This is a genomic window from Pararobbsia alpina (assembly GCF_902859895.1).
Taxonomy (GTDB): Bacteria; Pseudomonadota; Gammaproteobacteria; order Burkholderiales; family Burkholderiaceae; genus Pararobbsia; species Pararobbsia alpina.
This window is the reverse complement of record NZ_CADIKM010000001.1, coordinates 254,732-268,054: the sequence shown is the minus strand read 5'-3', so window position 1 is coordinate 268,054 and position 13,323 is coordinate 254,732. Positions and strand designations below refer to the sequence as shown.

Annotated in this window: 13 protein-coding genes; 7 read left to right on the top strand and 6 right to left on the bottom strand. The window is 61.7% G+C overall.

Features of this window, described 5'->3' with window-relative positions:
* Positions 1 to 73 precede the first annotated feature (73 nt).
* Positions 74 to 1,624: a murein biosynthesis integral membrane protein MurJ gene (murJ, locus tag HV670_RS01175; protein ID WP_175102786.1), complete on the top strand. Its 1,551-nt coding sequence runs from the start codon at positions 74 to 76 to the stop codon at positions 1,622 to 1,624.
* Positions 1,624 to 2,475 (top strand): SirB1 family protein, encoded by an 852-nt coding sequence (locus HV670_RS01170; protein WP_175102785.1) that lies wholly within the window; start codon positions 1,624 to 1,626, stop codon positions 2,473 to 2,475. Before murJ ends, HV670_RS01170 begins: the two co-directional genes overlap by 1 nt.
* A 73-nt stretch (positions 2,476 to 2,548) precedes the next feature.
* Here HV670_RS01170 and HV670_RS01165 read toward each other — a convergent pair whose 3' ends face one another.
* The 5 genes from HV670_RS01165 to lpxK form a co-directional block, all read right to left on the bottom strand.
* Entirely contained in the window at positions 2,549 to 3,307 is a 759-nt protein-coding gene (locus HV670_RS01165; protein WP_175102784.1) for a 3-hydroxyacyl-CoA dehydrogenase, read from the bottom strand.
* A gap of 179 nt (positions 3,308 to 3,486) precedes the next feature.
* The gene (gene adk, locus HV670_RS01160; protein ID WP_175102783.1) at positions 3,487 to 4,152 is read right to left on the bottom strand and encodes an adenylate kinase; all 666 of its coding nucleotides are present in this window, start codon (positions 4,150 to 4,152) and stop codon (positions 3,487 to 3,489) included.
* Positions 4,153 to 4,185: 33 nt separating this feature from the next.
* Positions 4,186 to 5,004, bottom strand: a complete 819-nt coding sequence (gene kdsB / locus HV670_RS01155; protein ID WP_175102782.1) for a 3-deoxy-manno-octulosonate cytidylyltransferase — start codon at positions 5,002 to 5,004, stop codon at positions 4,186 to 4,188.
* Positions 5,001 to 5,204 carry a Trm112 family protein gene (locus HV670_RS01150; RefSeq protein ID WP_175102781.1) on the bottom strand — a complete coding sequence of 68 codons (204 nt, stop codon included), beginning with the start codon at positions 5,202 to 5,204 and terminating at the stop codon, positions 5,001 to 5,003. The genes kdsB and HV670_RS01150 overlap by 4 nt, the downstream gene beginning before the upstream one ends.
* Positions 5,185 to 6,204 (bottom strand): tetraacyldisaccharide 4'-kinase, encoded by a 1,020-nt coding sequence (lpxK, locus tag HV670_RS01145; protein ID WP_246256863.1) that lies wholly within the window; start codon positions 6,202 to 6,204, stop codon positions 5,185 to 5,187. The genes HV670_RS01150 and lpxK overlap by 20 nt, the downstream gene beginning before the upstream one ends.
* A 713-nt stretch (positions 6,205 to 6,917) precedes the next feature.
* Between lpxK and xseA the strand changes: the two genes are divergently transcribed.
* The 3 genes from xseA (at position 6,918) to HV670_RS01130 (ending at position 10,182) form a co-directional block, all read left to right on the top strand.
* Positions 6,918 to 8,309, top strand: a complete 1,392-nt coding sequence (xseA, locus tag HV670_RS01140) for an exodeoxyribonuclease VII large subunit (RefSeq protein WP_175102780.1) — start codon at positions 6,918 to 6,920, stop codon at positions 8,307 to 8,309.
* Between the two features lie 200 nt (positions 8,310 to 8,509).
* Positions 8,510 to 9,088 carry a superoxide dismutase gene (locus HV670_RS01135; protein WP_175102779.1) on the top strand — a complete coding sequence of 193 codons (579 nt, stop codon included), beginning with the start codon at positions 8,510 to 8,512 and terminating at the stop codon, positions 9,086 to 9,088.
* A gap of 434 nt (positions 9,089 to 9,522) precedes the next feature.
* Positions 9,523 to 10,182 carry a VOC family protein gene (locus tag HV670_RS01130; RefSeq protein WP_246256862.1) on the top strand — a complete coding sequence of 220 codons (660 nt, stop codon included), beginning with the start codon at positions 9,523 to 9,525 and terminating at the stop codon, positions 10,180 to 10,182.
* A gap of 149 nt (positions 10,183 to 10,331) precedes the next feature.
* Here HV670_RS01130 and HV670_RS01125 read toward each other — a convergent pair whose 3' ends face one another.
* Positions 10,332 to 10,970 (bottom strand): TetR/AcrR family transcriptional regulator, encoded by a 639-nt coding sequence (locus HV670_RS01125; RefSeq protein WP_175102992.1) that lies wholly within the window; start codon positions 10,968 to 10,970, stop codon positions 10,332 to 10,334.
* Positions 10,971 to 11,199: 229 nt separating this feature from the next.
* On the opposite strand from HV670_RS01125, the gene HV670_RS01120 reads away from it, so the two are divergent.
* Together HV670_RS01120 and HV670_RS01115 are read left to right on the top strand one after the other, a co-directional pair.
* Complete coding sequence (locus HV670_RS01120; protein ID WP_175102777.1) at positions 11,200 to 11,601, top strand: nuclear transport factor 2 family protein; 402 nt, start codon at positions 11,200 to 11,202, stop codon at positions 11,599 to 11,601.
* A 43-nt stretch (positions 11,602 to 11,644) separates the two neighbouring features.
* Positions 11,645 to 12,400: an SDR family oxidoreductase gene (locus tag HV670_RS01115; protein ID WP_175102776.1), complete on the top strand. Its 756-nt coding sequence runs from the start codon at positions 11,645 to 11,647 to the stop codon at positions 12,398 to 12,400.
* The last annotated feature ends 923 nt before the right edge of the window (positions 12,401 to 13,323 follow it).

Here is a 13,323-nt window from a genome sequence, read left to right as displayed (position 1 = left end):
TCCGTATGTCCGCGCATCCGTCCCGCATCTGTCGCGCATCCATCCCGCATCCGTCCGTATAATACGCGCCAACATGAATCTACTCCGAGCACTACTCACCGTCAGCGGCTTCACGCTGCTGTCGCGGATCGCCGGCTTGGCGCGCGAAGTCCTGATCGCCCGCACCTTCGGCGCCAGTCCTCTCACCGACGCGTTCAACGTCGCGTTCCGCATTCCGAATCTACTGCGCCGCCTGTCCGCCGAAGGCGCGTTTTCGCAGGCTTTCGTGCCGATTCTCGCGGAGTTCAAGGCCCAGAAAGGTCATGATGCGACCAAGGCGCTAGTCGATGCGACCGCCACCGTCCTGGCCTGGTCGCTCACCGTGTTGTCCCTGATCGGCATGCTATTTTCGTCGGCCGTGGTGTTCGCCGTTGCGACCGGCCTCAAGAACCAGGGAGATGGTTTCCCGGCGGCGGTCCACATGACCCGCGTGATGTTCCCATATATCGCGCTGATTTCGCTGACCTCCCTCGCGGCCGGGGTGCTCAACGTCTACAAGAAGTTCTCGCTGCCGGCCTTCGCGCCGGTTTTATTGAATGTGAGCTTCATCTTTGCCGCGCTGTTTGTCGCCCCCCATATCAAAATGCCGATCTACGCGCTCGCATGGGCCGTGCTGGTCGGCGGGGTGCTCCAGTTCCTGGTTCAGCTACCCGGTCTGCGGCAGATCGACATGATGCCGCGGATCGCGCTCGATCCCTTCAGGGCCTTGCGGCACCCGGGCGTCAAGCGAGTGCTCGCCAAGATGGTGCCGGCGACGTTCGCGGTCTCGGTCGCGCAGCTCAGCCTGATCATGAACACCAATATCGCGTCGCGGCTCGCGGCGGGCAGCGTGTCGTGGGTCACCTATGCCGACCGGCTGATGGAATTCCCGACCGCCATGCTCGGTGTCGCGCTCGGCACGATTCTATTGCCGAGCCTGTCGCAGGCGCATAGCGATGCCGACAACAATGAATACTCGGCGCTGCTCGACTGGGGCCTGCGCCTGACCTTCCTGCTCGCCGCACCGGCCGCGGTCGCGTTGTTCGTGTTTTCGGTGCCGTTGGTCGCATCGATCCTCGACTACGGCCGTTTCAATGCGCATGACGTCGAGATGGTCGCGCGTGCGTTGTCGGCCTACGGCGTCGGGCTGATCGGCCTGATCGTCGTCAAGATTCTCGCGCCGGGCTTCTATGCAAAGCAGGACATCAAGACGCCGGTCAAGATCGCGGTCGCGGTGCTCGTTTTCACCCAGCTGTCCAACTACGTGTTCGTGCCGATGTTCGCGCATGCGGGCCTTGCGCTCGCCGTCGGGCTCGGCGCTTGCTTGAACGGGCTGCTGCTCTATCTCGGGCTCGTGCGGCGCGGCATCTACATGCCGTCGGCCGGGTGGGGCAAATTCCTGCTCCAGTTGCTCGGCGCGTGTCTCGTTATTGCCGGGGTTCTGCTATGGTTGAGGCAGAGCTTCGACTGGGTTGGCCTGCGTCACACGCCGGTTGTGCGACTGGGGCTGTTCGGTTCGAGCCTGATAGCCATTGGCGCGCTGTACTTTGGCATGCTGTGGGCAATGGGTTTCAAATACACCTTTTTCAGACGGCGAGTGAGTTGATGGCGACGCGCATGCTCGAATACTTCGGCACGCTGGTAGCCGAGGATGTCGGCTTTCCGTTGACAGAGGCGGCGTTGGCGCTTGCGCAGGACGCCTATCCCGATCTCGATCTGCAGGCCTCCCTGGCCGAGATCGATGAGTTGGTGATGCGCGTGCGCAAACGCCTGCCGCGGGATGCCGGCGCCGTGCAGAAATTGCAATTGCTGAACCGATTCTTCTTCGGTGAACTCGGTTTTGCCTGCAATCTCAACGATTACTACGATCCCGACAACAGTCATCTGAACGCGGTGCTTCACAAACGCCGCGGCATTCCGATCACGCTCGCCGTGCTCTACCTGGAGTTCAGCGAGCAGCTTGGAATCCCCGCGCGAGGAGTCTCGTTTCCGGGGCACTTCCTGCTGCGCGTGACGACGCCTGCGGGTGAGGTGATGCTCGATCCGACCTCGGGCGAAGCGATGTCCGAAGCGAGACTGGTCGACATGCTCGAGCCTTATGTGCGCGAGCACTCAGGCGATCCGGTCGCAAGCATCTTGCGCGCACTGCTAACGCCGGCGACCGATCGCGAGATTCTGGCGCGGATGCTGCGCAATCTGAAGGCGATCTATCTGCAGACCGAACGCTGGCAGCGCTTGCTTGCGGTTCAGCAGCGGCTCGTGATCCTGCTGCCCGACAGTATCGAGGAACGGCGCGACCGGGGCCTTGCCTTCGCGCGGCTCGACTATTTCCGCCCCGCGGTCGAGGACCTCGAACGTTATCTTGAAGTGCGGCCCGATGCGGAGGATGCGACGGTCGTCGAATCCCAGCTCGACGAGCTGCGCCAGCGGACCCGCGGCGACGGCGACGACGACTGAACTATCTGCGGTTGATCAGGCCTGCGTTCAGGTGCTCTTCGCGGCGCCATGATTGGAATAAGGCCTCTGCCGCCTATCTGGGTGCCATGCGGATTGCACCGTCGAGCCGGATCACCTCGCCATTGAGCATCGGGTTGCCGAGGATATGTTTGACCAGCATCGCATATTCGATGGGTTTGCCGAGCCTCGAAGGGAAGGGCACACTTGCACCGAGTGCATCCTGCACGCCCTGGGGCATGCCGAGCAGCATGGGCGTTTCGAAGATGCCGGGGGCGATCGTCATCACGCGAATGCCGTTGCGTGCGAGATCGCGGGCGATCGGCAGCGTCATGCCGACGATGCCGCCTTTCGAGGCCGCGTAGGCTGCCTGCCCGACCTGCCCCTCGTAGGCAGCGACCGATGCCGTGTTCACGAGCACGCCACGCTCGCCGTCCGCTGTGGGTTCGAGTACGGCCATTGCCGTGGCAGCCAGCCTGATCATGTTGAAGCTGCCGATCAAGTTGATGGTGATGGTGCGCGTAAAGACATCCAGTGGATGGGGGCCGTCCTTGCCGATGGTCTTCGCGGCCGGCGCGATGCCTGCGCAATTGATTAGGCCGCGTAGCGCGCCAAGACCCTCGGCGGCGCCGATCGCAGCGATGGCGTCCGCTTCCTGAGTCACATCGGTCTTGACGAACAAGCCGCCAATCTCTTTGGCGAGCGCTTCACCCGCATCCGGGTTGAGATCGGCGATCACCACCCGGCCGCCGTTTTCGGCAAGCAGGCGCGCAGTGCCCGCACCAAGACCTGAAGCGCCACCCGTGACGATAAACACGTTATTGTTGATCTGCATCGCCGGCTTCTCCCAAAAGTCGCTCGCGCGCGATAGCGTGAGGCCGATACGATTCTGTCCGTTTTCCGGTAACAGAGCCAGTCGTCAGAGCGGTCCCAAAAAAAAGCGGCCACATGGGCCGCTTTCTCCGCGTATCGATCCGGTTGCCCGGGATCGACGCCACACTGACATCTGACACCTCACTTCAACGCTTCGACCACACGTTGGCGGATCGCCTCGACCGAACCAGTTCCCGAAATCTTCCGGTATTGCGGTGCCTTGACGGGCGAGCCTTCGGCCGAATGCGCGGCCCAGTCGGCATAGTAGTCGACCAGCGGACGCGTCTGCGCGACGTAGACATCGAGGCGCTTGCGCACGGTTTCTTCCTTGTCGTCGTCGCGTTGCACGAGCGGTTCACCGGTCACGTCGTCCTTGCCCTCGACCTTCGGGGGGTTGAACTTCACGTGATAGGTGCGGCCCGAGGCCGGGTGGACGCGGCGTCCGCTCATGCGCACGATGATCTCGTCGAACGGGACATCGATCTCGACAACATAATCGATCGCCACACCCGCCTGTTTCATTGCCTCGGCTTGCGGAATCGTGCGCGGGAAGCCGTCGAACAGATAGCCGTTTATGCAGTCGGGTTCCGTGAGCCGTTCCTTGACCAGGTTGATGATCAGGTCGTCCGGCACCAGCTCGCCCGAGTCCATGAAATGCTTCGCCTTGATGCCCAGCGGTGAGCCCGCTTTGACCGCCACGCGCAGCATGTCGCCCGTGGAGATTTGCGGGATGTTGTAGTGTTCCTTGATGAAGGTTGCCTGGGTGCCCTTGCCCGCGCCGGGGGCGCCTAGCAGGATCAAACGCATGGTGATGTCTCCCAAGAAGATTGCGAATTTTTTTCAGGCGCCCGCTGCCACGAGGGTGCGGACGCGTTCGAGATCGGCCTGCGTGTCGACGCCGGGTGCAGGAGCGTGCGCTGTCAGCAGCACGCCGATACGCTCGCCATGCCAGAGCGCGCGCAGTTGTTCGAGTGCCTCGGCTTCCTCGATCGGCGCCTGGCTCAAGCCCGGGAAGCGGCGCAGGAACCCCGCGCGATACGCATAAAGACCGATATGCCGGTAGACCGCGGTCGAAGGTGCAGGCATCGCAGCAACATCCGGCCAGTTCCGTTGATAAGCGTCGCGTGCCCAGGGTATCGGAGCACGTGAGAAATACAGTGCGACACCGCGCGCATCGGGTACGACCTTGACCACATTCGGATTGAAAATCTCCGCTGGGTCGGCGATCGGGTGGGCGGCGGTCGCGATGGCGCAATCGGGCAGGGCGGCCAGGTGCGCGGCGACGCCACGCACGAGCGCGGGATCGATCAGCGGTTCATCGCCCTGAACATTGACGACGATCTGGTCGTCCGGCCAGCCGAAATGTTCGGCGACTTCAGCGAGACGGTCCGTGCCGGTCGGGTGATCCGCGCGCGTGAGCAGGGCATCGAAGCCCGCGTCCCTGACCGCATCGAACACCGAACGCGCATCCGTGGCGACGAGCACTTGCCCGGCGCCGGACGCGCGGGCCCGCGCCGCGACGCGCACGACCATCGGCACGCCACCGATATCGGCCAGCGGCTTGTTCGGCAAGCGGGTCGATGCAAGGCGCGCGGGAATGACCGCGACAAACGGGGCGGCAGGGGCAGAGGGGGCAGAGCCACTCGGTGCGCGGCTCATCGGTCGCCGGCGGGACCGGGGTCGACGAGCGTGCCTTCGACAGTCTGCCGGGCTTCGTTGACGAGCATCACCGGAATCCCGTCGCGAATCGGGTAGGCGAGTTTGTCGACGCTGCAGATCAGCTCCTGGGCCGCGCGATCGTGCGTGAGCGGCCCCTTGCAAAGCGGGCAGACTAGGATTTCAAGCAGGCGTGCGTCCACGAAGTTTCTCCACAACAAGCGCAATCAGGCGCGAATCCAGCACGGCTTCGACCGGGACCGCCCAGAGCCGGTCGTCGCGCCAGGCGGTGCATTTTACCGCATCCTTTTCTGTAATCAGGACCGCTTCGGCATCATCTTCGCCAAATGGGTTCGTTTCGAAACGGTAATGATCGGGCAGCGCGCGCGTGGCCGGCGCAATGCCCTGCGCCCGCAGCGTCGCAAAAAAGCGCTCCGGCGCTCCAATACCCGCAGCGGCCAGCACGCGCTGACGCGTGAATTGCGTGAGCGGACGACGCAGCGACGGATTCGCGACATGCCACGCTTCACCCGGTTCAAGCCTGAGGCCGAACGTGTTCGGCCACGCGGGCAAGGCGCGATCATACGGGTTATTCACCAATGTGGCGTCGCGCGAGCGCGACAAGCCTTCGCGCAGCGGGCCTGCCGGCAGCAGAAAACCGTTGCCGCCGAGCCGGTGATCGAACACCACGATCTCCGCGTCGCGACCCAGGCGGTAGTGCTGCAAGCCATCGTCGCTGATGATCGCGTCGACTTCGGGATGAACGCGGCGCAATGCCTGTGCCGCTGCCACACGGTCGGGATGTATCACAACCGGTGCGCCGCTGCGGCGCGCGATCAGCAAGGGTTCATCGCCGACTTCACTTGCAGCGGAAGTCGCCAGGACTTCGCGCGGCTCCCGCACCTTGACACCGTAGCCGCGCGAAATGACACCCGGCGTGAAGCCGGCTTCACGCAACGCCCGCACGAGGGCGATGACCGTCGGCGTCTTGCCTGTGCCGCCGACCGTGACATTGCCCACCACCACGACCGGCACGCCGACGCGTTCGATCTTCCGCAGTCCGCTCTGAAAGCTCGCACGCCGCAGCGCCGCGAGCGCGCCGAAGACGAGCGAGAACGGCCATAAGCTCCAGGCCAGCCAGCCGCGCTGTTGCCAGACACGGGTCAGGAACAGTTCAGCGCCGCCCAAACGTTGTTTTTTCAAAATATCAATCGCGAGTAAACCACCGGCGCGGGAACCCCGATGGCCACGTACTTTAGCGTGCGGGTCCGGACCGAACAAGGCGCAACTGCCCTGACTCGTCACCTCGGCGGATATCCCCCGCCGCTGTGGATAACATTGTGAAGAACTTCGCTAAAAGCGTGCTAAGTCTTTGCGGCGGCAAGCTTTGCATTGCCCTGCCGCGTTTTGAGGCACCCATTGACGAGAGTCAGACGGTAACGTTTGCGTGCGCCAGCGCCTTGCGACGATCTCTCCAAACCGCGCGCCATATAAGGCCCTCAGCCGGTACAGGGCCGGGCGAACTCAGGCGAACACTACGCAGCATTGCGAGGCACGAGGTCATTTTTTCCTTTGAATACTTGCTTCGCGCGGTCATCAAAGCTCTGCACGTGGCTAAGGAGTACATGTGGATAGCTTGGCGGACCCCTTTTTAAAGTGGGCCGTGCGGGCTCACCGATTGCGGGCCTGCTGAGGCTGCGCTACACGCATGTCGATCACTAGCGCACGCAGCGACGGTCTTCGGACAAACCATCGGGCCGTGGGGCTGTTTGCCGCCTTCCGTGCGATGTCAGTTAAGCTACATCGCCTTGATCGCTACGATGGCATCCGGCGTTTCGATGACGGGATCTGCCTGTCCTCACGCCGCATCCGTCCTTAGCGTGCTGTGCTCGCCTTTGACATTGACTGAAATCACCATGAACCTTGACACCGACTGGCCCACATCGCCATCGTCCGATCCGTTTCCGTCCGGCGGGGAACTGGTATTGCCGGTGTCGGCGCTCAACCGCGCAATTGCGAGTGTGCTCGAGCGGACATTTCCTCTTGCATGGATTTCCGGCGAGGTATCGAACTTTACGCGGGCGGCGAGCGGGCATTGGTATTTCTCGATTAAGGATGCCTCTGCGCAGATTCGCTGCGTGATGTTCCGCGGCCGTGCCCAGTACGCGGACTTTTTGCCGCGCGAAGGCGACCGCATCGAAGTTCGCGCGCTCGTCACGATGTACGAGCCGCGCGGCGAACTCCAGCTCAGCGTCGAGCAGGTGCGCCGGACCGGCCAAGGTCGCCTTTACGAAGCTTTTCTCAAGCTCAAGAAGCAGCTCGAGGCCGAAGGTATGTTCGACGCCGAGCGCAAGCGCCCGCTGCCTGCGCATCCGCGCGCGATCGGTATCGTTACTTCGCTCGCGGCCGCCGCATTGCGCGATGTGCTGACGACCCTCATGCGGCGTGCGCCCCATGTTCCCGTGATTCTGTATCCGGCGCCGGTACAGGGCGCCGATTCAGCCGGGCGGCTGCGCGAAATGGTCGAACTCGCGGGCCGGCGAGCGGAAGTCGATGTGTTGATCGTTTGCCGGGGTGGTGGCTCGATCGAGGATCTCTGGTCTTTCAATGACGAGGCACTGGCCCGCGCGATTGCCGCGTCGCCGATGCCTGTCGTGAGCGGCGTCGGCCACGAGACCGACTTCACGATCGCCGACTTCGCGGCCGACCTTCGGGCACCGACGCCGACCGGCGCGGCCGAACTCGTGAGCCCCCAGCGTGCGCTGTTACTACGCGAGCTGGGACACCATCATGCCCAGCTCTCGCGCGCTCTCGAACGGGGCATCGAGCGCCGCGGCCAGCAGCTCGACTGGCTCGCCCGGCGCCTGGTCAGCCCCGCTGAACGACTTGCACGCCAGCGGCAGCATCTGGGTCAACTCGGCGCGCGCCTGGCTGGCGCGGCCGCGCGCTCGACGCAGACAGCGCGTGCACGCTTCGCGCTGCTCGAGATGCGCTGGCGCCGTCATCGCCCCGATCCCGCGCAGGCGCGCCTGCGTGTCGATCAGCTCGCTGCGCGCCTCGAGCAGTCGTTTTTTCGCGGCCAGGAGCGCCGGGTCGCCCAACTTCATCAGTTGGCCATGCGGACCGAACTATTGAGCCCGCGCCGAACGCTCGAGCGCGGTTATGCGGCGATTCTCGATCCACAGGGCCATGCCGTGCGCGATCCGGCGATGCTGCAACGCGGCAAGCGCATCACCGTGCATCTGGCGGAGGGTTCCGCGGATCTCGGCATCGGTGACGTGCAACCCCGGCTCGATGCGGATTTTTGAGCGTGCTGAAAGGTCTTGACGTATCGCAAGCCCGCCATCCGACAGGGTGCAGAAATTCCGGGCACGGAAATGGCGACGCTTCCTCCTGGCACGCGAGGGCGGAGAAGATCGCCTACAATCCTAAGTCGCGCGCTTGATTGAGCGTTACCCGTATCCCTGAGAACAATTTCAAGTCCCCCCTTACAACAGGAAGAAAGACCATGGAACATACGTTACCGCCGCTGCCTTATGCCAAGAACGCACTCGCTCCGCACATCTCGGAAGAGACGCTCGAGTTCCACTACGGCAAGCATCACCAGACCTACGTGACCAACCTGAACAAGCTGATTCCGGGCACCGAGTTCGAGAATCTTTCGCTTGAAGACATCGTCCGCAAGGCATCGGGCGGCATTTTCAACAATGCCGCACAGATCTGGAATCACACCTTCTTCTGGAACAGCATGACCCCGGCCGGCGGCAAGCCGAGCGGCGCCCTGGCTGCAGCGATCGACAAGAAGTACGGTTCGTACGACAAGTTCAAGGAAGAGTTCACCAAGGTTGCCATCGGCACCTTCGGTTCGGGCTGGGCCTGGCTGGTCAAGAAGCCGGACGGTTCGCTCGACATCGTGTCGACGAGCAACGCCGCAACCCCGCTGACGACCGATGCGAAGCCGCTGCTGACGCTGGACGTCTGGGAACACGCGTACTACATCGATTACCGGAATGCACGTCCGAAGTTCGTTGAAGCGTTCTGGAACATCGTGAACTGGGAATTTGCCGGGAAGAATTTCGGCGCGTAAATCCGACTTGCTGTCACGTGACGACATAGTTCGGATCGTGCAATAGAAGTTTGGAAACGGTGGTAAAAACGAAAGCCCTCCAGCGTGAGGGCTTTCTGTTTTTCCGCACGTGATCGCAATGGATTCATGGTCAGGGCCGCGAGTGTCTCGTTCGCCAATCCTCCCCGCTGCTCCTTGAGAAACTCGACCAGACGCTGGACGTCTGTCTCTTCGACATCTACATTGATTCCACCAACATGAGCGCGGCGGAATCGAGAAACTCAATAACAGGGACGTCCTTACGAGTTCGATCTCATGGTCGAGACCGGCCGGTGGGCGAGCTCTCTTTCTGAACGCATTTCCCAATGTGTCGTGGTTCATGTTCGCTGAAGGGGGGTGTTTGAGGCCCCCCCAACATCACCAATCGCGAGGAGCTTCTTATGAGCAATTCACAGATGCAGAGCGAAGCCGCGACGGCGACCGGGAACGCGCGGAAGCTCGACATGAAGCTGGAGGTCGTCGTCATCCCCGTCTCGGACGTCGATCGCGCCAAGCAGTTCTACGCTCGGTTAGGTTGGAGGCTCGACGTCGATATCGCGAAGGATGACCAGTTTCGGGCCGTACATTTCACCCCCCCGGGCTCGCAATGCTCGGTCCTCTTCGGCACGGGTGTCACGACGGAAGAGCCGGGTTCGGTGCAGGGACTCCATCTCATCGTCTCTGACGTCGACGCAGCACGCGCAGAGCTGGTCGAACGTGGCATCGACGTGAGCGAAGTCTTTCACGACGTCGGCGGCGTGTTCCACCATGCCGGCGATGTAGGGCGGGTGAACGGCCCGCATCCGGCGCGGGGCAGCTATGGTTCTTTCGCCTCGTTCAGCGATCCCGACGGAAACGGCTGGGTTTTCCAGGAGGTCACCACACGACTCCCCGGAAGGGTGGATGCGCGCGGCACGATTTTCACTTCGTCGATCGAGCTCGCGGATGCGCTTCGACGCGCTGCGGCCGCGCACGGCGAGCATGAGAAACTGATCGGCCAGACTGATAAAAACTGGCCGGACTGGTATGCCGAATACATCGTCCGTGAGCAGGCCGGCACTCCACTACCGGCATAAGTAATGGCAGCGGCCAGCCGGGCAGCTAGCGATCACAACGGGACGTCCTCGCAAGTTCACCTGGCCTCGTCTCCTCCCAACTTCACCCAGCCTCGTCGGTTTATCCACCTCTCCAATGAGCGGTCTCAGGGGCTCCAAAGCACATTGGACTACCGTCGCCGCGAGCGCGCGGGCGGTTCAATTCCGGGTTGTGTGTCAACCGCGGCGAGGAGATGCCGGCGGCCCTCGTCAAGGATTTCATCCGCGAGCGTCGGGTCAACACCTGCAACAGCACGCGAAAGCAGCAGCGTACCGACCATCTGGCTGAACAAAGTGATCGCCTTTCTGCGGCTGCCTTCGCTGATCCCTTCCGTCTCTTCGATGATTTTGGCGAACCGTCCGAGGTTCGCCGCGAGACCTTCTGCATAAGAACCACGCGCGACGTCGTCGAACCGGCGCGCGTCGCCGACAAAACCCGACAAGGGGCAGCCCGCCTCGATATTCGCCCGATGCTCGGGGGACAGGTACCACTGAATGTTTTGCTTGACCGGGTCAGCGTCCGCGGACCTGGCGCTTTCGATCAGGGAGACAAAAGCCGCTCCTCCCTCATCCATGGCCTTTTCCATCACTGCGGTGACCAGCGCGTCCTTTGATTTGAAGTGGTTATAGAAACCGCCCTGCGTAAAGCCCGCCGTCTTCATCAGCTCCGCGAGTCCGACCGCATTGACGCCGCGCTCGCGAAACAGCTTCTCGGCGGCTGCCACGATCGCGCGCCGGTTTTCAACCGCCTGCTGCCTGGAAACTCCCACTCCGTCCTCCCTTCGGCCGACAACGACCCAATAAGACTCATCGAAAAATACAATGTCGATCACCATTGACATTGCCGGAGCGGGCGCCCACAATCCGCAGCAATGACAATGTCATTCACCATTGACTTGAGTATAGCCTTCTTTACCTGAACGTTCAGGCAGCAGGGGGCGCAACCGGTATCTGACGCCTGACCGCGTCATCACCTGAGTCTCCAAGGAGGGCCTCTACATGACTAAGACAACCCCCGATCAGAATAGGGCGCTCGTGCTGGAAGCATTCGACACCCTGTTCAACAAACGCGACTACGTTGCGGCCGAGCGTTTCTGGTCCGACCGCTACATTCAGCATAGCGCCCACATTGCACCGGGACGCGACGGCCTTTTCAACCTGGTTCACGCGCTGCCTGACACCTCGCGCTATGAGAACCAGCTGATCGTGGCCGACGGTGACTATGTCATCGCGCATGGCCGCTTCACCGGGACCGGCAGGCCCGCTGCGTGGATTGCAGCCGACATCGTCCGCTTCGAAGACGGCAAGCTCGCCGAGCACTGGGACGTCCTTCAGGACGAAGCGACCAAGGCCGAATCCGTAAGCGGCCTGCCGATGTTCGGCGACCGATTCCCTGCCTGACCACGCAAACCTCACCTTCAGCCACTTCAACAGGGCAACGACCATGAAACTCACTGGAAACACGATCTTCATCACGGGCGGCGGTTCGGGCATCGGCCGCGGGCTGGCCGAGGCGCTCCACAAGCGCGGCAACAAGGTCATCATCGGTGGTCGCCGGCGCAGCCATCTCGACGAGTCGGTGGCGGCGAATCCCGGCATGGCTGCAATCGAGCTCGACATTGCCGACCCGGCCAGCATTGGCAGGGTGGCGGCGCAACTGATCGCGGACTATCCCGATCTCAATGTGCTGATCAACAACGCAGGGATCATGCAGCCTGACCAGGCGGGTGGTCACATTGACGACGCGCTGATGGTGTCCACCATTACGACCAACCTCATGGGGCCGATCCGCATGACGTCGGCGCTGATCGATCACCTCAAGACCCGGAACGACGCTGTCGTCGCCTATACCAGCTCGGTCCTGGCTTTTGTTCCGCTGGCCGCTACGGCAGTGTATTCATCGACCAAGGCGGCGCTGCATTCGTACATCCTGTCGCAACGCTTCATGCTGCAGAACACGAAGGTTCGCGTACTGGAGATCGCACCGCCCTGGGTGCGCACGGACCTCATGAACAGCCGTGAGGCTGAACAGGCGATGCCGCTTGAGGCCTTCATCGACGAAACGATTGCTGTCCTCGGAACGGATGTGGACGAGGTTCTGGTTGAAGGGGCGAAGCAGTACCGCGAGAACCCCGGACCCGGTGAGCACGGTTTCGTCAATGGCTTGAATGCTCGGATGATGGAAGTGCTGGGTGGGTGAGTTACCCGAATAGCTACTACGCGACGGCACTCACATAGGCCCAACTCAGACTTCGTGTTGGCCAGCAGAATCACTTCGTGATCCATAACGACTGGATGGCTAGTCGACTCGATCGCCAATCAGGCGCCGACCTTGCCGCAGTCTCGGGTTGCAACACCATTCGCTGCGCCGGCGGGTTATACGCCGGTATAGCCAGGTAATGCTAACGCGGTATCGGACTATCCATCCGTAGAGTAGATATGCCCTGCGGCCATATCTACTCTTCTGTCATCAAGACAGTGCCTGCCGTTACAACAGCGCAAATCCCACGGTTCGGCCCGACGACGACATCGACTTGGTTCCCTCTTATAAGGTCGTCGAGGAATCAATTTACATTGCATATCTAGATGCGTTGTCCAGGCGCTGTGCAGAAGAATGGCGCGTATTTTTTTGCGGGTATGAGCCATGAGTTTCAGTTCCTGATCATAGGCTCGATCGATCGTGATGATTGAAAATCTCGTTTGGACTCTGCAGACTGCAGCGCGCACCATGCCTCACCTTGCTGACGAATGAGTTGGCATACATCATAAAAATCATGGTGGCTGCTCTATTCGTTTTTGTGTTGTCACCGTTAAATTCTTGAAGAAGGCGCACATCGCGTCTGGATGGAGTCGCGAAGACCGTAGCCAGGTGATGGGTCGATCGCATCCGAACCACACGCTATCCGTCGTTCGACCGACATTGTTGATCGCTTGAATTTTGTCTTTGGAAAGCGACGCTGGCGCAAGCGATGTAATTCGCAGTCCTTCATTGGATAGGGTCAGCGAAGTCGCGAGGGCTCGATTGCCGCAAAGAAATGGATTGCCGAACTCTAACCACCGTGGGAAGCACCTGAGTCGCGAACGACACGGCCCCACGCCTATTCGATGTTCATCACCCCCCTA

Coding starts and splice junctions, on each gene's coding strand:
- HV670_RS01130 (WP_246256862.1), top strand. CDS start 9,523: ATGCAGAGCGAAGCCGCGACGGCGACCGGGAACGCGCGGAAGCTCGAC.
- HV670_RS01165 (WP_175102784.1), bottom strand. CDS start 3,307: ATGCAGATCAACAATAACGTGTTTATCGTCACGGGTGGCGCTTCAGGT.
- adk (WP_175102783.1), bottom strand. CDS start 4,152: ATGCGTTTGATCCTGCTAGGCGCCCCCGGCGCGGGCAAGGGCACCCAG.
- kdsB (WP_175102782.1), bottom strand. CDS start 5,004: ATGAGCCGCGCACCGAGTGGCTCTGCCCCCTCTGCCCCTGCCGCCCCG.
- HV670_RS01115 (WP_175102776.1), top strand. CDS start 11,645: ATGAAACTCACTGGAAACACGATCTTCATCACGGGCGGCGGTTCGGGC.
- HV670_RS01170 (WP_175102785.1), top strand. CDS start 1,624: ATGGCGACGCGCATGCTCGAATACTTCGGCACGCTGGTAGCCGAGGAT.
- HV670_RS01120 (WP_175102777.1), top strand. CDS start 11,200: ATGACTAAGACAACCCCCGATCAGAATAGGGCGCTCGTGCTGGAAGCA.
- HV670_RS01135 (WP_175102779.1), top strand. CDS start 8,510: ATGGAACATACGTTACCGCCGCTGCCTTATGCCAAGAACGCACTCGCT.
- xseA (WP_175102780.1), top strand. CDS start 6,918: ATGAACCTTGACACCGACTGGCCCACATCGCCATCGTCCGATCCGTTT.
- murJ (WP_175102786.1), top strand. CDS start 74: ATGAATCTACTCCGAGCACTACTCACCGTCAGCGGCTTCACGCTGCTG.